Raw genomic sequence first — 25,369 nt, 5'->3', positions numbered from 1 at the left:
GGCGGGCGCCACGGCGGGCGACGCGGCCGGCGCCACAGCGGGCGCCACGGCCGGCGACGCAGCCGGCGCCACGGCCGGCGCGGCTGCGGGCTTCGAGGCGAGCTTCTCCACGAAAGCGCCCACTTCCTCGGGCTTGGCGAGCTCGTCGGCCGGGACGCTGCGGAGCGCCTGGAGCAGGCTGTCGAGCGACGCGCGCTTCGCGGGATCCCGCTCGAGCGCCTTCGGGAGCGCGTCCTCCACCGAGGACGGCAGGCCCTCGATCATCACGGACGACAGCTCCTGGATCGGCCCCGAGAGGACCTTCTGCACGACGGCCGCCTCCATCTTCGAGGCGAAGAGGCGCTGCTTCGCGAGGAGCTCCCACAGGATCACGGCGGCGGCGAACACGTCGCCTTTTGGATCGATCGTGCCCGTCGGCCCGCCGGGCGTCGCGGCGCTCATGGCCTTCACGCGCTCGGGCGGCGCGTAGGCGAGCCGATCTTGCTTCATGATCCCGTGCGGACCGAGCTTCGCGAGGGCCCGCGCCCAGCCGAACCCGCCGACGCGCGTCACGCCGTCCTTGCCCACGAGCACGTGGAACGGGCTCAGCTCGCCGTGCGCGATGGGCTCGCCCTGCGCGTGCGCCGCGGACAGACCTTCGAGCATTTCGAGGCTGATACGCAGCGCGATCGGCAGCGGGATGCCGGCCGTCTTCGCGTTCGCGACCAGCGAGGAGAGCGTCTCGCCTTCGAAGTGCTCCGAGACCACGAAGATCTCGCCGTCGCCGACGCCCGTCTCCACCATCGGCACCACGTTCGCGTGCGTGAGGAGCTTGCCGTTCTTCGCGTCGCGCAGGAACGCCTCGGCGACCTCCGGCTTCTTCGTCACGTGCTTGTGCAGGCGAAGCACGACGTAGCTCTTCGTGCTTCCGTCCGTTCGGGCGAGCCAGGTGGACGCCACGCCACTGCCGGCCATCTCCCGCGTCAACTCGTATTTCCCGAGCTTCGAAGCCGATCCAGTGGCAGTCTGAGTATCGAGCGCCATTGCCGCCGCATGCTATCAGGTTCGTAGAAGCCGGATCCAGCAAGCTTTTCAGGTTGCACGGCCGGCGCCTCTCGCGAGGAGCCTCGCACGCGAAGCGCGTGGCGCGCCGAATCCAGGTAGCGAGGCACACGTTCAGCACTGGGCTCGCAACTGACCATGTCGCCAGCGCCGTTCCCCTCGCGTCCTCGCCTCGCCGATCACGCCGTCGTCCGGCGCCACCGCGTGGGTGACGAGGACTTCTGGGTCCTGCACGATCAGCGCTCGGGCCTCGCATATCGCCTCGGCGCGCGCGAGTGGGGATTGCTCTCGCAGGCCGACGGATCGCGTGATCTCGAAGGGATCGTGGCCGCGGCCTCGCGCGTCGGGACCTTCGCGAAAGTCGAGACCCTGCGCGCGTTCCTCGCCGCTCTGCACGAGGCTGGCCTGCTCGCCGAAGGCGTCGCGCCGCTGCCCGAGTCGAAGGCCCGCGGCGCATCACGACGGCTCGATCCGGTGCCAGGATTTTCCCTCGCGTGTGACGGCCGCGGGAGCTGCTGCCGTCTTTATGCCTCCGTCATTTTCCGGCCCGTCGAGGAAGCCTACGCCCGCGCGCTCTTGCCGCGCGTGCTCGACGCCGGTGATCACCCCGAGCGCGCGTTCACGCCTTTGCAAGGCTCCTCCCCCTGCGGCGCGAGCTCGGTGCCGCTCGTCGACGGCCGCTGCGCGTACCTCGATGGCAGCGGGCTCTGCCGCCTGCACGCGGCGCAGGGCGCGCACGTAAAACCGCTCGGGTGCCAGACGTTTCCTGCGCTCTTCATCGACGATGGGGAGGCGGTGCGCGTCGCGCCCGCGGTGGAGTGCGCATGCGTGCTCGCGAGCGCGCTCGAGCCGCCGCCGAATGGCGCTTCGCTCGTCCCCGAAGGCGCGCGAAGCTCCGCGGATCTCGACGAGGGCATCCTGATCGTCGAGCTCCCGGAGACGCTGCTGCTCGCCCCGGGCAGGCACGGTACGCGCGCCGATCTCGTTCGCTTCATGCATGCCGTCGCGGAGGCTCCCGCGCCGATCGACACGGCGGATGCGCTCGCAGCGCTCGCATCGTCCGTGGAGACATCGGGCCTCGATCCCGCGGCCGCGACACGCGCCCTCGCCGAGCCCGCGCCCCTCGATGCCGAGCTCTTCCGCCCCTTCTTCGCCGCGCTCGCGTCGCGCGCATCCCGTCGCGCACGCATCGACGCGACCTTCCGCGCCGAGCACGACCTCGCGCGCCGCGCCGTCCGCTGGATCGAGGCCGCCTCCCGCGCGCTCGCCGAGGATCCGACCCTCGCCGCGCCCGCTCCTGCCACGCGCGCCCGCGCCGAGGCCTTTTACCTTCGCGCAGGCGCACACGCCTATCAGCTCGTCTCCAGCGACCTCCCCCTCGCGCACGCGCTTCGCGATCGCGCCGCGCGAATCCTCCTCGCGCGCGCCTTGCCGCTCGTGTTCACGCGAGGCGATGCGCAGAGCGAGCCCGCGCTCGCGCATCCGCTCGCCCTCGTGGAGGCGACGCTCCGGGGCCACGGCCTCGACGCGTACGCCCACGACGTGCCAGGCGCGTAGGAACGCGGCGATCGCGTGCACGCGGACGCTTCGACGTCATAACGATCCAAGGAGGATCGAGCCCATGACGATCGCGAGGGGGGACCGCGGGCTGCTCGTCGAGCGCCTGCTTTCCATCATGGATCAGAAGAACCACTGGGCCTGGCCGAAGCTCACGCAGCCAGGCCTCTCGCGCGCCGCGCTCGCCGCGCATTTCCGCCACGAATACCGCACCTACGTGCGCGACTTCCCGGTGCTGCTCGCGCGTGTCCTCGGCCAGGGCCCGCCCGACGACGTGCGCATCGCGCTCGCCGAGAACCTCTACGAAGAGCAGACCGGAAAGCTGAGCCTCGGCGTCCCGCACCCAGCCTTGTTCCTGGAAATGATCGACGGCCTCGGCATCGATCGCGCCTCGATCGAAGCCCCCTCGATCCCCCTCGAACCCGAGGCCCTCACCTACCGCGCGATGCTCGACCGCGTGAGCGCAAGCCCGCCCTGGCAAATCGGCGCCGCAATCCTGACCATCTTCGTCGAAGGCAGCGTGCACGAGCGCGCCGAGCTCGAAGGCAAACGAAAACTCCCGCCCATCGACGAGGTGATCCGCACGCACCCGATGGTCCTCCACTACGGCTGTCCCCCCGAGCGCATGCGCCTCGCCCGCGCCCACCGCGCCGTCGAGGGAGGGCATCGTCGCGACGCATGGAACATGCTCCTCGCCCACGTCCCACCCGAGAGCGACCTCGCAGCCTCCCTCATCGACGCGATGACCGAAGCTCTCACGCTCTGGCAAGCGTATCGCTCGGCCGTGGCGCGCCATCTCGTCTGAGAGCGTGGCTTTGCCCCGCACCCCAGCAGGGGGCTGTCCGCCCCCTGCACCCCGGACCAGCGCAAGCGCTGGACTCGGGGTCGATGAACTGCGCGATGCGCAGTTCATCGAACAGGCCCTGGCAAGACCGCGAGGCCTCGCCCATCGAGACAGCAGCGCTGCCCTCGTTGCTAGCGACGTTTCCCCTGTCGACAGCGCGCATCGCGCGCTGTCGCCCTGGGTCCAGCGCTTGCGCTGGTCCGGGTCCAGGGGTGGACAACCCCTGGTCGGGGTCCGGGGTGAAACCCCGGCGCGACGCGCGCGTCACCGTGGTTCGGCGGGCCTCGCCTCGTACAGCACTGCCTCGCGCGAGCGGCTTGCGGCGGCCTTCACCGCATCTCCGACCGTCGCGCGCAGCAGGTGCGCTGCTGCCCGCCGCGCGACTTCCAAGGAGGGGAGCGAGCCCGCGGCGAAGAGCACGAGCGCCGTTGCGATCGTGAACCCTGCCGTGCGCCCGCGACCTCGCGCGGGCGGCCTCATCGATGAACCCCGGCTCCGCGTGAAGCCCGTCGAGGACGCGCCCATGAAATCGGCGAGCGCCTCCTCCAGCGCGAACCGCAGCGCCCGCGCGCCTGGATACCGTCTGCGTCGATCCTTCTCGAGACACTTCGCCACGAGCCGCCGCGCGCCCTCTGGCACCCAGCCCGGCAGCGGACCCGGCTCCTCCGCGAGCACGGCCTCGATCACCGCGTCCACGTCCGTCCCGTCGAACGGCGCCCGCCCCGCCAGCGCCTCGTACAGCACCGCCCCGAGCGCCCAGAGATCCGCGCGCCCGTCCACGTCCTCATCACCGCTCGCTTGCTCTGGACTCATGTACTGCGGGGTCCCCACGACCCGCGGCGTCCCCTCCGGCGAACACTCGCTCGGCTCGCCGGCCCGGAGCGGCGCCGGGACGAACCCGCTCGGCACAGCGGGCGCACCCATCGGCGCGCTGCACCCGAAATCGAGCAGCTTCGGCACGCGCCCCTCGCCTGGTACGTCCGCGAGGAAGATGTTCTCCGGCTTCACGTCCCGATGCACGATCCCGTGCGCGTGGATCGCCTCGAGCCCTCGACAAACCTCGATCGCGATCGACAACGCCTCCGCCACGGGCAGCGGCTCGCGCGAGCGCAACCTCTCGGCCAGCGTCTCGCCTCGGAGCAGCTCCATCACCAGGAAACGACGCTCGGGCGCGGCCTCTCCGGCGTCGAGCACACCCACGACGTTCGGATGAGAGATCTGCGCGGCGATGTGCGTCTCGCGCACGAAACAGGGAGCTCCGGTGACGTCGCCCTCGGGGGGTGAGAGCTTCAGCGCCACGTCACGCCCGATCCGTTCGTCGCGGGCCCACCACACGGTCCCCATCCCGCCAGCGCCGATCGCCCGGATCAGCCGGTATCGGTCCCCCAACAGCTCGCCCGCTCGGGCCATGCTCCCCCTCCGAAGGGGGCGGGTGAGTGCAGGAAACGCGCCTCCGTTTTTCCGGGGACGAGGACGGGTCTCACGGGGGCAAACCGCGGAGGACGTGCGTCGCGAGCGCCTCGCCGAGATCCCGGTAGCCCCGCTGCGTCAGGTGCACGCCGTCGCCCGCCGCGCGCGCCGGCGACTCCGCCGCCCACGCCCGGATCGAGCCCTCGCCGCCCATGACGGCGTACGTATCCCAGAAGCTGCACCCCGCCTGCCGCGCGCCCTCGCGGATCGCGTCACGAACGAGCGGCGTGCGTGCGCGCGTGTCCGCGCGATCCGTCGGCGCGAGCGCGAGGCAGTCCGTGTCGGGCGCGAAGCGGCGGATCCGCTCCACGAGCCGCACGAGCCTCTGCGTGTACTTCACCGGATCCACCGCCACGTCGCCCGCCTCGTTCGTCCCGTACTCCAGCACCACGAGCGAGGGCTTCCGCCGGGCGAGCTCGGCCCCGAAGCTCGCTTCATCCCACGCGAGCGGCGTCCCGAACCGCGCCCCGTTGATCCCCAGCGTGTCGAGCACCACCCCTGGCCGCTCGGCCGGATCCGTCTCGATCACCACCCCGCAGAGCTCGGGATTGCCGCGCGTGGGCGTCACCTGCAGCGTCTCGCGCCCCTCGCTCACCAGCAAGAGATGCCGCAGCTCGCCCGGCGGCTCGGTCGCGGTCGTGCGGATCTTCGTCTTCGGCCCGCTGCCGAGCGACACCTCGAACTCGTCGTCGGCCGAGCGCAGCCGGTAGCACACGTCCCACGACAGCCGGCTCGCGAGCCCTTCGTCCGTCACGTTCACCCGCGCGCGACCGCTGCCGGCCGGACCCGTCGTCACGAGACCGCCGAGCCCGAACACCCCGTCGCCCGTTCGTGACGACGCGGCCGGCACCTTCGGCCGGATCGTCCACTTGTCTTCGGTCGACAGCCGCACGCCGTCGTGCCTGTACTGCTTCCAGCCGACGTGCACGAACCCCGGCCCCGCCTTGCCGAACCGCTTCTGCAAGACGTCGCGCATCGCCCCCGTCCAGAAGTCCGCCTGCCCGTGCGAATCGCCGAGCCAGAGGATCCGCACGTGCGCCTTCCGACCGCCCCGGCCGAGCTCTCGCAGCGCCCCGTGAAACCGCGAAAGCTCGGGCTCGCCTGTCGGCAGCGCGGGCGTCGGGGCCGCGGATGCCGCTTCGTCCGGGATCGCCGTCTCGATCGGCGCGGCGGCGCTCGCCGAGGCCGCAGGCGCGGGCACGTTGGCCGACGCGGACGCAGACACGGACGCGGACGCGACGGGACGCGACGGAACCGGCCCTGCGTCCGCCGGCTGCCGATGTTCCCCGCCGCAGGCCGCGACGACGAGCGCGAGCAACGCTCCCGCCCAGAAAACCTCACGAGAACGGATCGTACACCTCTGCTTCTCCCCCTGGAGACGACGACGGCGGCCGCGGCGCGCGTCGCGCGCTGACATGTTCTTCCACCTCGCGCACGAGCTCCTCGGCGTAGGCCTCGAACGGCGCGCACGTGATCCCGGTCCCCGCGAGCGCGCTCGTCGCGGCGCGCGCGTCGTACCGCACGCCGCGCGCGATCTGCTCCAGGAACGCCTTGGGGCTGCGCACGAACCGCTCGATCCCCGGCGTACGCAGGAGCATCGCCGCCGCGCTCGCCGGCACCTGCCGGAGGTTGCACCCGCGCGCGGCGCGCCCGAGCACCTCGAAGAAACGCCGCGCCGCGATCGGATGCGGATCCACGAGGTGAAACGTCTTGCCGCGCGCCTCCCGCATCCGCCCGAGCGCGCACGACGCGCGGACCACGTACTCCATCGGCACCACGTGCACCGGCGCCTCGCCTCGTTGCGGCAACGGCAGCGGGATCTCCGCTGGCGTCGTCAGCGCGAGCAGCGCCGCGAGGTGCAGCGCGTCGAGCCGATCCCCCGGCCCCGACGCCCCGACCACCGCCCCGGGCCGCACGATCACGATCGGCAACGTCTTGCTCGCGCGCCGGGCCACCGCCTCGGCTCGCATCCGCGCCCGCGCGGCCTCGTCGTGGAACTCTTGCCCGGCTTCCAGCTCCTCCTCGTACACCACGCCCGTCCGGTCGCCCGACACGGCCGCCGTCGAGTGCACGACCAGCGCTTCGAGCGAGCTCGACGCCCGCGCGAGCTCCAGGATCTCCGCCGTCGTCGCCACGTTCGCCCGCGCCGCGGTCGCCTCGTCCATCCCCACCCACGCCGCGTGCGCCGCGTGGTGGATCCGATCGACCTCCGACGCGAGCTGCCGGTACTCCGCGCCCGAGAGCCCGAGATCCATCGCTGCGGGATCTCCTTCGAGCACGCTCGCTCGCGCCGCGGCGGCCTCCCCGAGCGCGACGAGCGCCCGATCGGCCTCGACCTTCTCCTCGGCCCGCACGACCACGTACACGAACGCGCGGGGGTTCGTGGACAGCACGTGCTCGGTGATCCGCTGCGCGTAGAGCGAAGGGAACCCGTTGATCAGCACGACCTCGTCGTGACCGGGGCGGGGCACGTACCGAGCTTACCGCATGCGAACCCCACAGACCGGGGTGAAACGGGCCCGCGATTCGTACTAGCCTTCCGACGTACGATGAGCGCCCACGCCCCGCCCCTCCGAGCCCGTCCGCGACGTGCCATCACCCGTCTCGCCCGCGGGCTCCTCTTCGCCTTCGCCCTCGCGCTCCCCGTGACCCTCACGGGTTGCAAGGACGAACAGCCCCCGCCGCCGCAGAAAGTCGCGCCCCTCGAGCCGATCCCGGCGCCGGCGGGCCTGCTCGCCGAGGTCTTCGTCCCGAACCCCGACGAAGCCTGGGCCAAGGCGCGCGCGGCCGTCGGCGGACCTGCGCTCTTCCTCCCCTCGAACGCGGGCAACCTCGCGGTCACGCTCCTCGGCTTGCCGCTCGCCGTCTCCGCCGAGATCGACGGCAACCTCCCGCTCGTCGGCGCGCTCGTCGAGCGCACCGGCGGCGGCCGCCCGCGCTCGGCGATGGGCATCCACGTGCGCGACGCCGGCAAGGTCGAGGGCTTGCTCGTGAAGGGCGAGAACGCGCGCTTCCAGATCCGCGTCGACGAGAAGACCTCCATCACCCTCCTCGAACCCAAGGACGGCGGCGCTCGCGCGATGGCGATCGGCCTGCTCGGCAACTACCTCCTCTTCGCGCAGGACGCCGCGGACCTGCTCGACGTCGGCCCGTACGTCGTGCGCACCTTGCCCTCGGCGAAGATGCCGAAGGCCGACGTCTCCTTCGAGCTGCCGCGCGAGGCGCTCGGCGGCCCGATCGAAAAAGGCCTGCGCTCGAGCTGGGAGAGCCTCCGTCCCCGCCCCCGCCCCGGCGCGACCGCCGAGGGCGGCAAAGCGCCCACGCCCGTCCCGAGCCCGCTGAATGGACTCGTGGACGCCTTGCTCGGCATCCTCGTCGAGCTCGACCACGCGCGCATCACCCTCGATTTCGACGACCGCGCGGCGCACCTGCGCCTCCTCGGCACGCCGCGCGAGGGTTCGGTCGGCGCCTCGAACATCGCCGCGATGACCGTCGGCGATCCGCGCCGCCTGCTCGAATTGCCGGCCGACACCGACCTCGCGATCTATCTGCAAGACAGCGCGAAATCACGCACGGCCGACGCCAAGAAATACGCCGACGCCCTCATCGCAGCGATGGGCAAGGACGTCCCCGAGGAAGACCGCGCCGCCCTTTCGGCTGCGCTCGTCGCCCTCGCCGAGGGCCGAGGCGACTCCTTCACGGCCGGCGCCTCGCTCCTCTCCACGGGCCCGGCCATCTACGCGCGCAGCGAAGTCGCCAACGAAGGCAAGCTCGACGAGGCCCTCGGAAACCTCCTCGGTCTCGCCAAACGAAAGAGCTTCTCCTCGTGGCTCGGTCAAAACGAGATCGAAGTCAGCACCGGAAAGACCGTCCTCGAAAACCTTCCAGGCGACATTCGCCGCATCCGCCTCGCGCGCGTCGAGGGCAAGGACGACAAGGGCAAAGCGAGCAAGGACCGGAAAGACAAATCCGGCAAGGACACCCCCGCTCCTTCGCTGGAGGGCGTGCCGAGCACGATTGACGTCCTCTACATGCTCGGCAAGGAAGGCCTCGTCCTCGCAGCCGGCTACGACGCCAAGGCCGCGTTCCGGACCGTCCTCGAGTCGCCCGGCAAGGAAAACCTCTCGGGCCGCGCCGAGGCAAAATCGGCCGTCGCGGCCGTCGGCGACAAGACCGCATTCGTCGCCTTCGTGGATCCCTTGCGCCTCCTGAATCGCCGCGCCGGCAAAGCCGACCTCGGCCCGAGCGCGCCCGTCGTGTTCGCCCTTGGAAAGGGTGGGGAAGGGGTCGGGGCGAACGATCCATGGATGCGCCTCGACGTCGCGAACCTCGCCATTCAAGAGCTCGTCAAGCGCCGCGGCGCACTCTAGGCTGGGGCCGCCGCGCCGGGGCGCCGCCCCGGACCCCGCGGGGGCTATCCGCCCCTCGACCCGGACCAGGGCAAGCCCTGGACCTCAGGGGGAAGAACTGCGCGATGCGCAGTTCTTCCCACAGGCCGGTGAGACGGCGTTGCCGATCGAAATGGCAGCGCCGCTGTCTTGGCTGGCAGGGTCGTCGCTGGTCTTGCCGCGGCTGTTCGATGAACTGCGCGAAGCGCAGTTCATCGACCCCGGGTCCAGCGCTTGCGCTGGTCCGGGTCCAGGGGCGGATAGCCCCTGGTGGGGCCTGGGGCAACGCCCCAGCACAGCGGCTTCGAGAGAGACAAACTCAACGCGTCGCCGCCCGCTCCTTCGCGTTCCGCACGCACCGGAAGCCCAGCCCTGGCACCTTGTACGACACGATGGCCCCGCCGCGGAAGGCTGCGAGGCATCCGCGGCCGCTCCGGTTCCAGCCGCCGCCGCGCACCACGTAGTTCCCGATGTTCGACCGCACGTGCACCGGATCGACCTCGTCCTTGCCCGAATATGGCACGTAGCTGTCGAGCACCCATTCCCACACGTTCCCGGCCAGATCGTGAATGGGCCCGTCGGGCCAGATTTTATCCCCTTTGCGGTGCGTCCCCACCTTCGAGGGCCCGCCTCCGTGGCAACCGCTGTCGCCGCCTGGTGAGATCAGGATCGCCTGCGTGAAATCGGTGTGCTCGCACGTCGGCTCCTCCTCGCCCCAGGGCCATGACCGGCCGTCGCCGCCCGTCGCTGCCCACTCCCATTGCGCCTCGGTCGGCAGGCTCTTCTCGTACTGCTCGCAGTAGTACTTCGACATCGGATAGTCGACCAGGTTCACCGGGTAATCTGGTTTGTCGGGGTATGTCACCCACCGATCGGTCCGCTGCGGCGCCTTGCAGCCCTTCTCCTCGACGCATTTCTTCATCGCGCCGGCCGTCACCTCGGTCTGGTCCATGCAGAACGGCTTCGTCAGCACCACCTTGTGCGGCAGGTCCGCGCGCCCCTTGCCGGTATTGCCCGATTTGCGGTTGCCGAATCCGAACGCCGACAGGTTCTTGCCCATCTTGAACCCCGCGGGCCCCGTCGCCGGCACGTACACCTCCCCCTCGGGACACGCCGGCGCGCACGCGCCTGCCTCGCAACGCTCGATGTCGAGGCACGTCTTCACCGCCTCCGGCGCGCGCCCCGCCCCGACGCAACGCACCACGCTCTCCCCCTCACAGGCGAGCGCGCCCTCCGCTTTCCCCGCGCAAGGCCCCTTCTCCTCGGGCGCGGCCGTCGCCGTCGCCGTCGCCGCTGCGTCCGGCACGTCACCCCCGTCGATGGGCGGGGTCGTACCTGCGTCCTCTGGACCGCTTCCGCCGCTCGGCTGCTTGGCGCAACCGGCGAGGGCGGCGAGGGCAGGGAGCAAAACGAGGACGCGGGGACCTGGCACGCGGCGGAACTTACCAACTCGCCCCGCGAGATCGCAAACCTTCCGCGCCCAAGGTCACTCCCCCGGTCCCGAGGGTGATTCCCCCCCTCCGGAAGGTCGATCCCCGTGTCCGACTTCACATTCCCCCCCTCCCCGGAGGTGATCCCCCTGCTCCGGGAAGTGATCCCCCTGCTCCGGAAGGTGATCCCCCGTGTCCGAGCCTACAGTCCCCTGCTCCGGACGGTGATCCCCCGCGGGGGATCGGCTCTCGGGGCAGGGGACCTCGGTTCGGGGGCCGGGGGCTGCGCGATCGTCGCTACTGGCAGGTGACGCTCGTCATGAACACCTGCTGCGTCCCGGCCACGTTCGCGAGCCAGAAGGCCACGAAGCGCTGACCGTCCCAGAGGAGCGTGCCGTCGGTCGGGGTGTTCCCGCCGCCGATCAGCCCGACGGGCAGCGCCGGCGAGCCGTCGCCGCTACGCGAGAAGAAATAGAAATTCGCGCCGTCCGTCGCGAGCACACCCACGAGCGCGGGCTTCATCCCCACGGCCGGCGCGACGGCCACCTTCACCGGCGAGAGCGACTTCGTCCCCACGGCCGTCGACGACACGACGAGGCCGTTCGACGCGATGCGCTCGTATTGCACCGCGTTCGGCGCCTTCGACACGGCGACGAGCATCTGCCCGTCCCAGGCCGTGTGCGACGACGACTGCTTGTTGACGTACGTCGATTGCGCGGTGACGTAGCCGGGCGAGGTATTGTCGGCCTTGAGGTAGAGCAGCGTGCCGCTCTCGTGCAGGACGACGAACGTATCGCCGTTCACGGCGAGATCGAGCGGCAGCGGCGCGAGCTGTCCGGCGCCCACGGTCGACGCGGCGACCAGGGCGGGATCGGCCTCCGTGACGCCGGACGCCTCCGACACCATGAGGCCCGTGTTCGACGTATAGCAGCCGCCGAAGGGGCACGAGGAATTGCCCGTCTTGATGACGAGATAACTCCCCGCCGTCCACCCGAACGACAAGCCCGTGGGGACCGTGCCGAGCGGGATGCGCGCCGCCGAGAGCGTGCCCGCGGCATGGATCCACGACATCGTGGCGTTCTGCCCGTTCTTCCACGCCACGCCCCACGACGGCTTCTGGTTGCTGTACACGGTGCGGACGAGATCCGCGGGCTCCGACGTCGTCTGGATCGTCCCGCTCCCCATCCCGTCGACGACGAGGTATTGCAGCACGTACGACGCGATCGGCTGCCCCGCGTACGCGACGAGGTACTTCGAGCCGTCGTACGTGACGGCGAGCGACTTCTTGAACGCGAAATCGCTCGTCACCTGGACCGCCGGGGCCAGCGTCGGCTGGTTCTTCCCGTCGCAGTTCCGGTCCACGCCGTCGCATTGTTCGAGTGCGCCCGGGTGGATGCTCGGATCCCCGTCGTTGCAATCGCTCCCGCCGCAGGTGGCCGCCGCGTACCCGTCGCCGTCGATGTCCGAGCAGCAGCCGCTCGGATCGGTCGACGCCGCGCCGAGGCATTTTCCGGAGGCGCCGCAGGCCGCGTTGTTCGGCGGATACGTGCAGACGCCCGCGCTGCACACGTTCGTCGTGCAGGCGATCATGTCGTTGCAATCGGCGTTCGTCGCGCAGGTGAGCACCGTGCAGTCCTGCGGACAGCTCACCTTCGGCGCCGGCGGGTTCGACGACGGCGACTCGAACCCGTCCTGGCACACGAGATCCCCGCAGTAGCCGCAGTCCTTCGGGCAGCTCTGCCGCGTCTCGGCGCCGTCGCAGGTCCCGTCGCCGCAGGTGTTCGGGCAGTCCGCCGCGCACGTCATGGGCGTCTCGGCCCCGTTGCAGGCCCCATCGCCGCATTGCGCCGGGCAATCGGCCGAGCACGTATCGAAGCTCTCGCCCGCGCCGCAGGTCCCGTCCCCGCATTGCGCCATGCAATCGAGGGTGCAAGCGGGCACCTCGCCGGACTCGCACAGGAAGTTGCCGCACACGTCCTTGGGCCGACACTGCCCGCCCCCGCAGACCTGGCCGCTCTGCGAGCAATCGACGGTCGAGAACCCCATCCCGTTCGGCGCGCACACCTTCAGCACGTTGCCGGTGCACGACTTCGATCCCGGCACGCACGAGGGGCAGTCCTGCGGACACGCCACGGGCTCGTTCGGGCCGCAGACCCCGTCGCCGCACGTCGCGCTCGGGCAGTCCATGGGGCAGGACATGGGCGTCTCGCCCCCATTACACGCCCCGTCGCCGCAGCCGCCGCCCACCACGCACGTCCCGCCGCTGCAGACGAGGACCACGGTCGTGCAATCGAACGTCATCCACGACCCGCCGTCGGCCGCGCAGACCTTCGCCACGTTCCCCTCGCACGTCTTCGTGTTCGGCTGGCAGAACGGCTCGCAATCCTGGGGGCAGGACGCGAACGTCTCGCCGCCGCTGCACGTCCCATCCCCGCACGTGCTCGCCGGCGCGCACGCCCCCTCATTGCAGACGAGGCCTACGGTCGCGCAATCGAATCCCTCCTCCGAGCCCCCGTCGGCCGCGCAGACCTTCGCCACGTTCCCGTCGCACCGCTTGCTGCCCGGCTGGCAGAACGGCTCGCAATCCTGGGGGCAGGACGCGAACGTCTCGCCGCCGCTGCATGTCCCATCGCCGCACGTGCTCGCCGGCGCGCACGCCCCCTCATTGCAGACGAGGCCTACGGTCGCGCAGTCGAAGTTCTCTCGCGATTGCCCATCCGCCGAGCACGTCTCCACGACCGTGCCATTGCAGGTCTTGCTGCTCGGCGTGCAGATCGCCGGGCAGTTCGGCGCACACCCCTCCGGCCCGTTGCCCTCGTCGTTGTCGCAGCCGGCGCCGACGAGCGAGAGTGTCGCAAGTACGACCGCACCGAGGCGGCCAGCCCAATGGTTCAAAGATTGGACATTTTGCATGATCGCTGATCATCGGCGGATTTTCTGCCGAGATCAAGCGGATGGAGACGAGCTGGGCCCCCTACCTCGGGGCCCCACGCCGGGCGGCTACCCCGATATGGACACGTGCGCCGGATCGCCGTCCGCGCGAGACATGCGCGGCACCGGGCTCACACGTTTCTCTTCGGGCACACGTCGGAGAACATGCAATCGCCGCATTGGGGTGCCTTCGCCGTGCACGTGTACCTCCCGTGCAGCACCATCGCGGGGCCGAACTTCGTCCAGCGCTCCTCGGGCACCATGTTCATCAGATCCCGCTCGATGGCCTCGGGCTTTTCCTGCGTGGTCAGCCCCATCCGCTGGCTCACGCGCGCCACGTGCGTGTCCACGATGATGCCCGAGGGGATGTCCCACGCATTGTTCAGCACCACGTTCGCCGTCTTTCGCGCGACCCCGCGCAGCGCCGTGAGCTCCTCCATCGTCCGCGGCACCTCGCCCCCGTGCCGCGCCACGAGCGCCCGGCACGTCTCCTGAACGGCCTTCGCCTTCTGCCGATAAGCGCCCGTCGGCTGCAGGATCTGCTCGAGCTCCTCGGTGTTCGCCTCGGCGTACTCCTTGGCCGTGCGGTATTTCGGGAAGAGCGTCTTCGTCACCTTGTTGACCCGCACGTCGGTGCATTGCGCGGCGAGGATGGTGGCGATCAAGAGCTCGAGCGGCGTCGTCCAGTCGAGTTCGTAACGAGCGTCCGGATACTTCCCCTGGAGCCGCTCGAGCACCGTCGACATCGCGACTTCGCCAGACCTTGCCATGCGAATGACCTCCTCCGTCCCCCGCGAGGACGAACCCGACCCTACCCCAATCGAACGACGCTGGCGAGCCCCGAACCTCGCGGCCCGGTCATTGTTTGTCAGGCGATCGCGCGAGCGCCAGAAACACCGGCACCGTCATCACGCGGATCCCGTACGCCCGCGCTTTCTGGCTCTTCGCCGTGAGCGAATGCGGGTCGTCGATCACCAGCACCTCGAGCTTCTTCGTCACGGAGGTCTGGACCTTGAGCCCCGCCGCCACCGCGCGCGCTTCGAGCGCGGCCTTCGAGGGCTCGCCGTCCCCGGAAAAACATATCGACGTCCCCGGCCGGAGCGGCCGCGTCGACCCGGGCCAAGGCGCCGCCGCCCCGGACCGCGCCGCCGCGAGCGCCTGCTCGACCGAATCCGCGGGCAAACCGAGGAGCCGCGAGACCCGCCCGAGATCCGACGCGCCGAGGCCCCCGCCGAGATCTCCCGCGAGCGCCGCCCGCGCCACGCCCGTCAGATAGGCCCGATGCGCCGCGACGATATCCCCGCGCAAAAGCCCCGCGCCCTCCACGTGCCTGCGCGCGGCCTCCGCCTTTTCCTCGGTGACGCGCCGATCTTCGAGGATCTCGTCGAGCACCGTGAAGTACCCCTCCACGCTCCCGCTCGACGTCCCCTCGGGCAAACCCTCCACCATCACGCCGAGCGGCGACGGCTCCGCCGCGGCCTGCGCCTCGCCCCGCGCGGCGATGCGCGACGGCCCTTCGATCACCGGCCACACGACGCTCGCCGCCTCCGCGAGCTCCCTTTCGTACGACGTGCGCCAAAAACCCGTCTTGCTGAGCCGCGCGAACACCCCGGCGGCCGCGCGCGCGTCGTCGAGCGCCCGGTGCTCGTTCCCGCTCTCGACGCCGAGCGCCTTGCAGCACGACGCGAGCCGATAATCCCCGAGCGCCGGCAAGACCCGCATCGCGAGCTCGCGCGTGCACACCCGCGGCGCGTCCGGCAGCACGTGCCCGAGCCGTCCGAGCTCCTCGGCGAGGAACGCGAGATCGAATTTCACGTTGTGCCCGACGAGCACCGCGCCTTCGAGGTACCGCACGAGCTCCGCGAGCACCTCCGGGAACCGCGGCGCGCCCGCGAGATCCTCCGCGCCGAGCCCGTGGATGTGCGTCGCGCCCGGATTCCTCTCGGGGTTCACCAGCGTCGTGAGCTCCGCGAGCACACGACCTTCCGCGTCCGTGCGCACGACGGCGAGCTCCACGACCCGGTCCGTCTTCCATCGCAGCCCGGTCGTCTCGATGTCCACCACCGCGAATCCATGGGGAAACGAGGCTCGTCGTTCGGCGCTTTCCATCGCGATCGGCGCCACCCTAGCACCTCCGGGCGGGCGAGGACAACGCTTGGAATGGCTCCCTTTCCGGGTTCCGTCCCGCGGACCTCCATGATATTCGCTCTCCAATCAGGGACATGCGGACCTCGCGCCTCCTCGCCCTTGCCCTCCTCGCCGCGCCCCTCGCCGCCACCGGGTGCTCTTCCTGCGGGAAAAGCTCCTCCGGCCCCGCGCCCGAGGCCGCGTCCTCCGCGGCGCCCGGCGCGAGCGAATCCGCCGCCGCGCCGCCCCCGAAAGCGAAGACGCCCGCGCCGAGCCGCCAGGGCAACGTCGTCGCGCGGAGCCCCGCCGAGGACCTGCTTTACGTCGTCGACGAGGATGGAAGCGCCCTCCACCTCGTGCAGCTCCCGTTCGACAAGGAAAAACCCGCGTGGACCGTCGCGCTCCCCGGCCGGCCCGCGCAGGTCCTGCCGCTCGACGGCGAGGTCCTCGTCACGATCCGCGATCCGGGCCTCGTCCTCGTGATGAAGCCCGACGGCGCGAAGGGCCTCGTCGAATCCGCGCGGATCGCCCTGCCCGCCGACGCCTGGGGCCTCGCGATCACGAAGGACGAGAAGACCGCGCTCGTCTCGTCCGCGTGGACGCACGAGGTCTCCGCCGTCGACCTCGAAACGAAAAAGGTCCGCTTCACCGTCGACGTCGCCCGCGAGCCGCGCGGCATCGCCATTCTCGGCGACGGCTCGCGCGCGTACGTGAGCCACCTCGTCGGCGCTTCCCTCACGCGCATCGACGGAATCGGCACGGGCAATCCGACGGTCAAGCGCGTGAGCCTCCCGGCCGCGCCGCTCCGGCTGCCGTACGAAACCACGAGCGAAGGCGACGCCTCGCTCGGTTATGCCCTCACGTTCTCACCCGACGAACGCAGGCTTTTCGTCGCGCGCCACGCCTTCGGTGCCGTGGGCGTCGAGGCCTGGTATGGCATGCCCATCGTCGACGTCTTGCTCCCGCGCGACGATTCTCCGCTCGCGCCCCGGCGCAAGCAGCCCGCGGTCTTCGGGGCGCACATCAACGCGATTCCACCCGAGGACCCGACCCTCGACCTTCGCCCCGGCGACATGGTCCAGCCGCGCGCCATGGTTTATCGCGGGACCACGCGCACCTTGCTCGTCCTCGGCGAGGGCAGCCTCATCGTGTCCGAGCTCGACGCGACTTCGATCGACCCCGCGGCGATGGTCCGGACAAAGCACCCCTTGCACGACGAGGGGGCGACCGGCGGTGGCCCCGCGTGCGCCGCGCCGAGTGGCCTTGCGCTCTCCTCCGACGAAGGCAAGGCCTACGTCTTTTGCCGCGCCACGAATGCGCTCGCCGTCCTCACGTTGCCCGACCCCAAGAGCGGCGCGAAATCCAGCGTCGTCCGCATTCCGCTCGGCAAGGGCCCCGACGACGCCCTCGCCGCCGAAGGACGCCGCCTCTTCTACGACGCCCAGGATACCCTCGTGAGCGGCGGCCTCGGTTGCGCGGCTTGCCACCCCGAGGGCCGCGACGACGGTTTTACCTGGACCGAGTTCGCCCCGGTGGAAGACGGCGGGAATGTCACGTTCAGTTCGCATGGCAGCACCATCGTCCCCGGTGCGGCCCGCCAAACGCCCATGCTCGCCGGCCGCGTCGCCGCGCAAGGCCCGTATGGCTGGCATGGCGAGAGCGAGACCCTCGTCGATCGGATCCTCGCGGGCTTCGCCCTTCACCGCTGGGACGAGCGACACGTCGTGGACAAGCAAACGGCCCGCCCGCGGGCGCTCGCGATCGCCGCCTTCCTTCGGGCCGGCCTCGTCCCTCCGCCGCGCGAAAAGGCCGAGCTCTCCGACGTCGCGAAGCGCGGCAAGGCCGTCTTCGAGAGCGCCGAGACCGCCTGCAAAACGTGCCATGCCGGGGCCGAGTACACCGATCGTGTCCCCATGCCGCTGCCCCGCATGACGATCCGCGCGGGCTACGCCGACGAGAAGGAAAACAACAAATACAAGACCCCATCGCTGCTCTTCGTCGGCGGCACGGCACCGTATTTCCACGACGGCAGCTATGCCACGCTCGAAGAGCTCATCGACAAGAACGATGACCGCATGGGCAAGACGAACCAGCTCTCCGCCGAGGACAAGGCCGCCCTCGTCGCCTACCTGAGGACGTTATGAAGCTCCGCTCGCTCCTCCCCGCCTTCGCCGCGATCTCGCTCCTCTCGAGCGTCGCGTCGCCCGAGGACGTGCCCGACGCCTCCCCCGGCGACGCGGGCGCGGATGCGGCGGCGGCCGCGGCGCCCACGGAATCCCTCCCGTTCCTCGGCCCCGTCCCCACCGAGAAGTCGAAGCCTCCGACGTTCGCCGAGTGGACCGCCGCCAAGGACCTCGCCGCGCCGGTGAGCTCCACGTCCTGCGGCGTCCGCCGGGTCCGGGAATGGCTTCGTTTTCGCTGCGAGGTCATGAATTCGAACAGCATCGACCTCGTCACGGGCCATTCGAACGATGTCTTCTTCTCCGTGAAGCAGGGCGGCGGCGAATGCCACGACGAGCCCGGCGAGGGTCAGATTTGCTGGGATGCCGTCGAGGTCGTCTTCCCGCTGCGCCGCGGCGATCGGCGCTTCTTCCAGATCACGCAGCGGACCGGGGGGTATTACATGCCGGGCAGCAGCGGGCCGATGGTCCGGTCGAGCCTCGGCCTCTCCGAGATGTGGGTCGAGGACGAACCCGGCCCGATCGTGACGGTCGTCGCCTGGTGAACACCTTCATGCCCACCCGCCGTGCCGCGCTCTTCGCCGCGCTTTTTGCCCTCGCCGGCTGCTCGTCCCCGGGCCCCGGCGATGCAACCCCCGTCGAGCTGAAGGGCCCGCCCCCGTTCGCGGGAAAACCCCGGACCGAATGGCCCACGCGCGCCTGGTCCACGGCGGATCCCGCGTCCGTGGGCATCGATCCGGCCGCGCTGAAGAAGCTCGACGACTATCTCTTCGCGCGAAACGGCGACGACGTCGATCGCAAGGGACAACGCACGAATGCGTTCGTGCTGGTGAAAGACGGAAAGCTCGTCTTCGAGCATTACGCGCGCGGCACCACGGCCGAGACCTCGCTGCTCACGTGGTCGGTGTCGAAGAGCTTCGTGAACACCCTGATCGGCATCGCGGTAGGGGAGGGGCGCTTCAAGGTCGACGACCCCGCGGGGAAGTATTACGCGGCGCTCGGCCCGGACAAACAGAACGTCCGGCTCACCGATCTGCTCCGCATGAGCTCCGGGATCGACTGGAACGAGACGTACGAGGCGTCGCCGGTCTTCTCCTCGGTCATGGCCATGCTTTACACGCGCGGAACGGACGACATGCCGCGGTTCGTCGCCGGGCACGGCCTCGCCCATGCCCCGGGCACGCACTGGAGTTATTCGAGCGGCGACACGAACCTCCTCCTCGCGTCGCTGCGCGACACGATGTCGGACGCCGAGTACGCCTCGTATCCCTGGAGAGCGCTCTTCGAGCCGCTCGGCATGACGAGCGCACGCTTCGAGCGCGACGGCGCCGGCAATTTCGTCGGCTCCTCGTACCTCTACGCGACCGCGCGCGACCTCGCGAAATGGGGCCTGCTCTACCTCTCCGACGGCGTCTGGGACGGCCAGCGCCTCCTGCCGGAGGGATGGGTCGCCTACACGCTCACGATGGCGCCGGCCTACTTCACGACCGACGTCCCGCCTCCGTTATGGGAGGACAACCCCGGCGCCCAGGTCTACCTGAACGTCGGCGACCCGAAGCGCAACATCCCGCGCCCCTGGCCGGCCGCGCCGCCCGACACCTTCGCGGCCCTCGGCCACTGGGGCAAATCGATCTTCGTGATCCCGTCGCTCGACCTCATCGCCGTGCGCCTGGGCGACGACCGCGAATACGGCTGCTCCGCCCACGTGCAGAAAAACTGCGTGCCCGACCGCGAAAAGGCCTTCACGAAGGGGTATTACTTGGAGCTTCTGTCCGGGCTGGTGAAGCGATGAAGCGGGCCAAGCGCGTCCTGAAAATCATCGGCATCGTCCTCGGCGTGATCCTCGGCCTCGTCGGGATCTTCATCGCGTGGAACTGGAAGGCTCTCTCGGCGTTCCCGTTGCTCCCGTCGGGCTACGAGGCCAAAGAGCTTTGCTCCTGTCTCTTCGTCGAGGGCCGCCCGCAGCCGGATTGCGAGGCCTTCATTCGCCAGAGCGTCGTCCCGATCGACGGCCGCTCCTTCGACATGGAGGGCAAGGCGGTCACCGTCACGGCGCTCTGGAACACGCGCCGCGCGCATTTCGTCTCGGAGCGGTTCGGCTGCGTGATCGACGGCTCCGGCAAGTGATCGCTCACTTCTTCATTTGCCCTTCGGCGCGGCCGGAGCCGTGGCCTTCACCCCGCACCCGAGCCGCATGGCGAACGATTTCGTCCCCGCCGTGTACACCACCCAGATCGTATTCGCGTCCGCCGCCGCCGCGTGCAGCTCCAGCACCTGCCCCGGATACGCCGCCACCTCCTGCGCCTCTATCGCCCCGCTCCCGCCGAGCGTCGCGATCTCCAGCACCTGCGGCGAGCCCGGCTCCTTCGCCTCCGGCCGCGCGTAGACCACGATCGTCTCCCCGCACGCGGACGCCGCCGCCACGGGCGCCGTATCCATCCCGTTCGGGTAATCGAGCGTCTTGATCTTCGCCTTCCCGTTCCAGTCGACGAGAATGTCATGGAGGGCGAAACCCTTGTCCGTGGCGAGCGGCAAGAGCCCCGCCGCGGAGTTGCCCGCGCGTACGCCCACGAGCTCCGGATACCCCTCGGGCGGGCCGCCCACGAACACCACGTCGTCGGCCGCGAGCGCCGTCGTCTTTTCGCGGATCTCGAAGCGCCGCGCGTGCACCGGCGTCATCGCCGAACGCGCGTCGAGCCACATCGCGATCACCTGCCCCTCGCCGACGGACACGAGCGAAATCGACGTCGCCCCCGATCCCTCGGGCGACATGTCCAGCACGCCGCCCCCCTCGACCCACAATCGCCCGTGTCGCTCCGCGTTCCGCGCATTCGGCGCCGCCAGATACGCCACCGCGTCGCGCCCGCCCGTGCGCAGCGCCGAAGGGCTCGTCCCCGGCACCGCGTCGTTCGCCACGACCTCCGGCGCGCCGAGCTTTCCCGCCGCGTCGAGCGCGCTCCGCACGAGCCCCGATCCTTCGACCCAGTACGTGTGCATCACGCCCGAGGCGTCCTCGGCGACCGCGACCCTCCCGCGTGGCCATTTCCGCGCGCGCTCCGGCTCGCTCGGCCCGGCCGCTGGACCGTCGGGCCCGAACGGGCTCACCTGCGCTGCATTGCCCGAGAGCCGCCAGATCACGCCTTTCGAATAAACCGTCGCCGCCCCGCCGATCGCGATCGGCTGCTCCGGCCCGTCGATGAGGAACCGCGCGCCGGTCCTCGGCTTGCGCTTCTTCGTGCTGCCACCGCCCGCGCCCGCGAGCGCGGCCGAACCCGCGGGCGCGGTCGAACCCGCGGGCGCGGCCGAACCCGCGGGCGCCCCGTCCTCGTCCGGCTCCGCGCTCGGCGTCGCCAGGGGCTCGGCGCTCGCCGTGGGCGGCGCCTGTGGCAACGGTTTGTCCTTCTTCGGCGCCGGGCGCCGGCACGCCGCGCCCGAGAGCACGAGCGCCGCGGCCATGCATCCCACGAGCGCTCTCTCTGCGAAAGGCGTCACGACCGCGCGCATCAAGGACAAACCTGCTCCGCCGGCACCGCCTCGCTGCGGAGCCACGCCGCCGCGCAGGCCGAGGGATCGTACCCGGCCACCGATTTCACGATGTCGAGCAGATCCTGGAAATGGGCGGCCTTCCCCTTGTGTTTCAGGAAAAACGCCTTCAGCGACGGGTCGAGCTTCGCCTTGCCCACCTTCGCCTCGAGCGCGCGGAAGAAGAACGCGCCTTTCATGTAGGCGATGTCCCCGAAGAGGTCCTTCAGGATGTCGACCTCGCCGCAGCCTTCGGGCCACGCGATCTTCGACGCCGCCTCCGCCATCGCCTTGTTCAGGCGGGTCTGGTAATGGGACCAGACCTTCGTGCCCTCGTCCGCGCCGAGGACCTCCGTGATCGCCCGCGCTTCGAGGTAACTCACGGTGCCCTCGGAGAGCACGAAATCCTCCCAGCAGGCCGGGCGCACGCCGTCGCCGAACCAGGCGTGCGCCGCCTCGTGCGCCTGGATCCAAGGATCTCCCATGGCGAGCGTCGAGACGTGCCACAGCGGGTGGTGCTCCATGCCTCCGTACGCGGTGGCGCCCCAGTCCACCGCAATGGCGCCCGCCTCGCCGCCGAACGGATACCCGGCGAGCATCGTCTCGTAGAAATTCATGATGTCGACGAGCTTCGCAGTCCCGTTTTGCGCGTCCGTCCCGCCGCCCGGCAGGTAATAGGCCACGAGGTGCGTCCCCTGGAACGTCGTCCCGATGTCGAGCTTCGTGTAACTCCCCGTCGCCCAGGCGATCTGGTAGGACGGCACGTCGATCCCGATCGCGGGCGGGTAGAGCGTCATCATGCCCGCGGGCGTGCCCGTGACGGTGAGCTCGAACGTCGTCCCGTCCGCGGGATCCGAATGGCACGGGAAGAGATTGCCGCAGAAGGTCGGCCAGACGAGCGTCGAGCCCTTCGCCATGAGGCCTTCGAACTGCGCCTGCTCCTTGAACTTGTAATCGATCGTGATCTGCGCGGAGCCCTGCGACTTCGGCACGCCGACGTCGAGCTGCCCCTGCGCGAGCGACCATTTCAGCGGACCTTCGGCGCGCGACACGCCCTGGATCTCGAGCCCCGCCGCCTCGAACGACGCGCCCGTGCCGGTCAGCGAGCCTGCGAGGTCGATCACCGCGGTCCCGGTCATCGTCGAAAGGTCGATGGTGAGACCCGTTTTCTGGATGTTCCGGCTGAGGTCGGCCGACGGTTCGGGCGGCGGCTCGACCGGCGTCCCCGTGGTGCTGGGCTTCTCGTTGCCCTCGTCCTGGGCGCAGCCGAGGGCCGCGAGGATTACAATTCCCATCCCGACGAGCCTCGCGTGTCGACCGATCCGCATGTGTTTCCTCCGTGCGAGCACGTGATCATCCACGCCGCGACGAGAGCCTGTCAAGGCCGCGCTCGTCAGGAATTTTCCGCTGCCTCTGCGAGCGTTCTTTCCGGGCGGTGCCCCTTTACGACCGGCACGGGCCCGTGCTCTACTCTCGCACCACGTGCCGGAGCGTGAGCGATGAGCGAGATCTTCACCTTCTTGTCCACCGCCTTCCCCCCGACGGCGCAGGTCACGGCTTTCAAGGGGCGGGAGGCCATTTCGCGGACCTATGAATTCGACATCGCGTTGAAGCTCACGGGGCTCGACGTCGACGTCGCCGCCGCGGTCGGAGCCCGCGGCACGCTGAACATCGATCGCGGCCTCGGCGCGCCGCCGTTCGTCTTTCACGGAATCCTCGCGTCCGTCGAGCTCGTGAACGATTACGGCGCGTACGGCCTCTACCTCGCGCGTCTCGTGCCGACGTACTGGCAGCTCACGCTCACGCGCCACAGCCGCATCTTCACGGACGCGAGCATCCCCGACATCATCGAGGCCATCCTGAAAGAGGGCGGGCTCGGGTCGAACGATTACCGGATCTCGCTCTGGAACGACTATCCGAAGCTCGAGCACGTCTGCCAGTATCGCGAGAGCAACTACGATTTCATTGCGCGCCTCGCCGAGCGTGAGGGCATCTACTTCTACTTCGAGCAGGGCGAGGATCGCGAGGTCCTGGTGTTCACGGACACGCGCTCGGCGCACAAGAAGCTCGCGCCGAAGCCGGTGAAGTATTTCCCTGCGCCGCCCGGCGACGTCTCCGCGGGCGAGTCGATCCGCTCGTTCCGGTGCCGCTCGAACGCGCTGCCCGGCCGCGTGAAGGTCACGGACTACAACTACCTGAAGCCGAGCCTGGAGGTCAAAGGCACCGCCGAGCTCTCGGGCAAGGGCGACATCGTGCTCTACGGCGAGAACGCGATGACGCCCGGCGAGGGCAAGCGGTACGCCTCGATCCGCGCCGAGGAGATCGCGGCGCGGCAGACGGTGTACACGGGTGTCGGCCCGCAGTTCTACCTCCGGCCGGGCTACGTGTTCCTGCTCGAGGAGCACCCGCGGCTCGCGTTCAACAGCGATTACCTCACGATCGAGATCGATCACCTCGGCAATCAATCGGCGAGCGCCGAGGACATGGAGATGCTCTTCGGCGAGGATGCGCCCACGAAGGAGACGTACCTCGCCACGGTGCACGCGATCCCGCACGCGACGCAGTTCCGCGCCGAGCGCAAGACGCCCTGGCCGCGCATCGACGGCGTGGTCGACGGCGTGGTCGACGGCGTGGCGGCGAGCCCGTACGCGCAGATCGACGGGCACGGCCGCTACAAGGTGAACATCTTCTTCGACGAGGGCGACGCGATCGACGGCTCGCGCTCGACGTGGGTGCGCATGCTCCAGCCGCACGGAGGCACCGTCGAGGGCCAACATTTCCCGCTGCGCAAGGGCACCGAGGTGCACCTCGTCTTCCTCGGCGGCGACCCGGATCGCCCCGTGATCGTGGGCGCCGCGCACAACGCCGAGACGCCGAGCGTGGTGACGCAGAACAATTACACGAAGAACCTGATCCGCACGGGGTCGAACAACTTCATCGAGATGGAGGATCTCCTCGGCTCGACGTACGTGCACATCTACGCGCCGAAGTTCAATTCCTCGCTCCACCTCGGCAACGGTCCCTACAACTTCGACCTCCGCACGGACGGAAGCGGCCACGTTTACACGGGGGTGAACCTCGACGTCGACGTGATGGCGAACAAGACCGAGGACGTCCACGGGACCATCACCGAGACGTACGTGGGGCCGTTCTCGACGACGGTCACGAATCCCGTCACGCAGACGTACAATGCGACGTTCGAAGAGACGGTCGAAGGCGCGGTCACCGTTCGATACAATAGCTCCCTCGATCTGCAAGTCACGGCGTGCGCGATCCAGGTCTACAAGAGCGTCGTCAACCTCCACGTGGTCGGCCCGAATACCGAGCGGTTCGACAGCACGTACACCGAGACCGTGACCGGGAAGATGACCGGCATCTATCTCGCGTCGCGCGAGGACACCGTGACCGGCGAGGACAAACTCACCGTCAACGGCACGCAGGACATCCACGTCACTGGCAATTCGACCGAGAAGATCGACGGCATCTATGACCTCACGGTCAAGGGCAACATGAAGACGTCGATCAACGGCAACCAGAAGATCGAGACGAAGGGGCCGGTCGAGTGGTTCAAGGCGGCGGAGTTCCAGGGCTTCACGGGCGGGGCCAAGTTCGACGGCCACGCCGGCTTCGCCCTCGACTGGTTCGCGGGCATCAAGCTCTCGCTCTTCGGCGGCCTGAAGATCGACATCACCGGAGGCGTCTCGCTCGCGGTCACGGCGGGGCCGACCATCACGATCGCGCCCGCCGAGGTCAAGCTGGAGGGCACGGAGTTGAACGCGCTCGGCCTCAAGCTCCAGGCGCTCGGCAACAAGCTCGAGGCCAAGGGCATGCACCTCAGCGTCGCCGGCCTGCACGTCAAGACCTGAGCACAACGTTTTC

18 protein-coding genes are annotated in these 25,369 nt (G+C 69.9%); 8 read left to right on the top strand and 10 right to left on the bottom strand.

The window, feature by feature from the left end:
• On the bottom strand, window positions 1-1,023 hold a 1,023-nt coding region (locus tag QHF83_RS26555), incomplete at its 3' end, for a serine/threonine-protein kinase (protein ID WP_282420742.1).
• Between the two features lie 156 nt (window positions 1,024-1,179).
• Here QHF83_RS26555 and QHF83_RS26550 point away from each other — a divergent pair.
• Together QHF83_RS26550 and QHF83_RS26545 are read left to right on the top strand one after the other, a co-directional pair.
• On the top strand, window positions 1,180-2,598 hold the full coding sequence (locus tag QHF83_RS26550; RefSeq protein WP_282420741.1) for a YkgJ family cysteine cluster protein: 1,419 nt from the start codon (window positions 1,180-1,182) through the stop codon (window positions 2,596-2,598).
• 64 nt (window positions 2,599-2,662) lie between these two features.
• Window positions 2,663-3,403, top strand: a complete 741-nt coding sequence (locus tag QHF83_RS26545) for an iron-containing redox enzyme family protein (RefSeq protein WP_282420740.1) — start codon at window positions 2,663-2,665, stop codon at window positions 3,401-3,403.
• A 303-nt stretch (window positions 3,404-3,706) separates the two neighbouring features.
• Here QHF83_RS26545 and QHF83_RS26540 read toward each other — a convergent pair whose 3' ends face one another.
• The 3 genes from QHF83_RS26540 to QHF83_RS26530 all read right to left on the bottom strand — a co-directional run bounded on the left by QHF83_RS26540 (window position 3,707) and on the right by QHF83_RS26530 (window position 7,383).
• Window positions 3,707-4,852 (bottom strand): serine/threonine-protein kinase, encoded by a 1,146-nt coding sequence (locus QHF83_RS26540; RefSeq protein WP_282420739.1) that lies wholly within the window; start codon window positions 4,850-4,852, stop codon window positions 3,707-3,709.
• Between the two features lie 70 nt (window positions 4,853-4,922).
• Window positions 4,923-6,137 (bottom strand): GDSL-type esterase/lipase family protein, encoded by a 1,215-nt coding sequence (locus tag QHF83_RS26535; protein WP_282420738.1) that lies wholly within the window; start codon window positions 6,135-6,137, stop codon window positions 4,923-4,925.
• A 112-nt stretch (window positions 6,138-6,249) separates the two neighbouring features.
• The gene (locus QHF83_RS26530) at window positions 6,250-7,383 is read right to left on the bottom strand and encodes an SDR family oxidoreductase (protein ID WP_282420737.1); all 1,134 of its coding nucleotides are present in this window, start codon (window positions 7,381-7,383) and stop codon (window positions 6,250-6,252) included.
• Between the two features lie 174 nt (window positions 7,384-7,557).
• On the opposite strand from QHF83_RS26530, the gene QHF83_RS26525 reads away from it, so the two are divergent.
• The gene (locus QHF83_RS26525; protein ID WP_282420736.1) at window positions 7,558-9,282 is read left to right on the top strand and encodes a hypothetical protein; all 1,725 of its coding nucleotides are present in this window, start codon (window positions 7,558-7,560) and stop codon (window positions 9,280-9,282) included.
• Between the two features lie 337 nt (window positions 9,283-9,619).
• On the opposite strand, the gene QHF83_RS26520 is transcribed toward QHF83_RS26525, so the two are convergent.
• From QHF83_RS26520 to QHF83_RS26505, 4 genes are all read right to left on the bottom strand, one after another.
• Window positions 9,620-10,732: a formylglycine-generating enzyme family protein gene (locus tag QHF83_RS26520; protein WP_282420735.1), complete on the bottom strand. Its 1,113-nt coding sequence runs from the start codon at window positions 10,730-10,732 to the stop codon at window positions 9,620-9,622.
• Between the two features lie 295 nt (window positions 10,733-11,027).
• On the bottom strand, window positions 11,028-13,643 hold the full coding sequence (locus QHF83_RS26515) for a putative metal-binding motif-containing protein (protein WP_282420734.1): 2,616 nt from the start codon (window positions 13,641-13,643) through the stop codon (window positions 11,028-11,030).
• A gap of 149 nt (window positions 13,644-13,792) precedes the next feature.
• Window positions 13,793-14,431 (bottom strand): endonuclease III, encoded by a 639-nt coding sequence (gene nth, locus QHF83_RS26510; protein ID WP_282420733.1) that lies wholly within the window; start codon window positions 14,429-14,431, stop codon window positions 13,793-13,795.
• An 88-nt stretch (window positions 14,432-14,519) separates the two neighbouring features.
• The gene (locus QHF83_RS26505) at window positions 14,520-15,722 is read right to left on the bottom strand and encodes an exonuclease domain-containing protein (protein ID WP_282420732.1); all 1,203 of its coding nucleotides are present in this window, start codon (window positions 15,720-15,722) and stop codon (window positions 14,520-14,522) included.
• Window positions 15,723-15,883: 161 nt separating this feature from the next.
• Here QHF83_RS26505 and QHF83_RS26500 point away from each other — a divergent pair, with 161 nt between their 5' ends.
• The 4 genes from QHF83_RS26500 to QHF83_RS26485 are packed head-to-tail and all read left to right on the top strand — an operon-like array spanning window position 15,884 to window position 20,095.
• Window positions 15,884-17,932, top strand: a complete 2,049-nt coding sequence (locus tag QHF83_RS26500) for a c-type cytochrome (protein ID WP_282420731.1) — start codon at window positions 15,884-15,886, stop codon at window positions 17,930-17,932.
• On the top strand, window positions 17,929-18,513 hold the full coding sequence (locus QHF83_RS26495) for a hypothetical protein (protein WP_282420730.1): 585 nt from the start codon (window positions 17,929-17,931) through the stop codon (window positions 18,511-18,513). The genes QHF83_RS26500 and QHF83_RS26495 overlap by 4 nt, the downstream gene beginning before the upstream one ends.
• 8 nt (window positions 18,514-18,521) lie before the next feature.
• Window positions 18,522-19,760, top strand: a complete 1,239-nt coding sequence (locus QHF83_RS26490) for a serine hydrolase (protein ID WP_282420729.1) — start codon at window positions 18,522-18,524, stop codon at window positions 19,758-19,760.
• Window positions 19,757-20,095: a hypothetical protein gene (locus tag QHF83_RS26485; RefSeq protein WP_282420728.1), complete on the top strand. Its 339-nt coding sequence runs from the start codon at window positions 19,757-19,759 to the stop codon at window positions 20,093-20,095. Before QHF83_RS26490 ends, QHF83_RS26485 begins: the two co-directional genes overlap by 4 nt.
• A 12-nt stretch (window positions 20,096-20,107) precedes the next feature.
• Here the strand turns inward: QHF83_RS26485 and QHF83_RS26480 are convergent, their stop codons facing one another.
• The gene (locus tag QHF83_RS26480) at window positions 20,108-21,460 is read right to left on the bottom strand and encodes a hypothetical protein (protein ID WP_282420727.1); all 1,353 of its coding nucleotides are present in this window, start codon (window positions 21,458-21,460) and stop codon (window positions 20,108-20,110) included.
• A gap of 11 nt (window positions 21,461-21,471) precedes the next feature.
• Entirely contained in the window at window positions 21,472-22,785 is a 1,314-nt protein-coding gene (locus tag QHF83_RS26475; protein WP_282420726.1) for a M1 family aminopeptidase, read from the bottom strand.
• Window positions 22,786-22,989: 204 nt separating this feature from the next.
• Here QHF83_RS26475 and tssI point away from each other — a divergent pair, with 204 nt between their 5' ends.
• Complete coding sequence (gene tssI / locus QHF83_RS26470; protein WP_282420725.1) at window positions 22,990-25,356, top strand: type VI secretion system tip protein TssI/VgrG; 2,367 nt, start codon at window positions 22,990-22,992, stop codon at window positions 25,354-25,356.
• Window positions 25,357-25,369: the final 13 nt, after the last annotated feature.

Origin of the sequence: Polyangium sp. 15x6, assembly GCF_029960785.1 — a bacterium.
Classification (GTDB): Bacteria; Myxococcota_A; Polyangia; order Polyangiales; family Polyangiaceae; genus Polyangium.
This window is presented reverse-complemented; position numbering and strand designations above follow the sequence as displayed.

Coding starts and splice junctions, on each gene's coding strand:
- QHF83_RS26550 (WP_282420741.1), top strand. CDS start 1,180: ATGTCGCCAGCGCCGTTCCCCTCGCGTCCTCGCCTCGCCGATCACGCC.
- QHF83_RS26545 (WP_282420740.1), top strand. CDS start 2,663: ATGACGATCGCGAGGGGGGACCGCGGGCTGCTCGTCGAGCGCCTGCTT.
- QHF83_RS26540 (WP_282420739.1), bottom strand. CDS start 4,852: ATGGCCCGAGCGGGCGAGCTGTTGGGGGACCGATACCGGCTGATCCGG.
- QHF83_RS26515 (WP_282420734.1), bottom strand. CDS start 13,643: ATGCAAAATGTCCAATCTTTGAACCATTGGGCTGGCCGCCTCGGTGCG.
- nth (WP_282420733.1), bottom strand. CDS start 14,431: ATGGCAAGGTCTGGCGAAGTCGCGATGTCGACGGTGCTCGAGCGGCTC.
- QHF83_RS26500 (WP_282420731.1), top strand. CDS start 15,884: ATGCGGACCTCGCGCCTCCTCGCCCTTGCCCTCCTCGCCGCGCCCCTC.
- QHF83_RS26495 (WP_282420730.1), top strand. CDS start 17,929: ATGAAGCTCCGCTCGCTCCTCCCCGCCTTCGCCGCGATCTCGCTCCTC.
- QHF83_RS26490 (WP_282420729.1), top strand. CDS start 18,522: ATGCCCACCCGCCGTGCCGCGCTCTTCGCCGCGCTTTTTGCCCTCGCC.
- QHF83_RS26485 (WP_282420728.1), top strand. CDS start 19,757: ATGAAGCGGGCCAAGCGCGTCCTGAAAATCATCGGCATCGTCCTCGGC.
- QHF83_RS26475 (WP_282420726.1), bottom strand. CDS start 22,785: ATGGGAATTGTAATCCTCGCGGCCCTCGGCTGCGCCCAGGACGAGGGC.
- tssI (WP_282420725.1), top strand. CDS start 22,990: ATGAGCGAGATCTTCACCTTCTTGTCCACCGCCTTCCCCCCGACGGCG.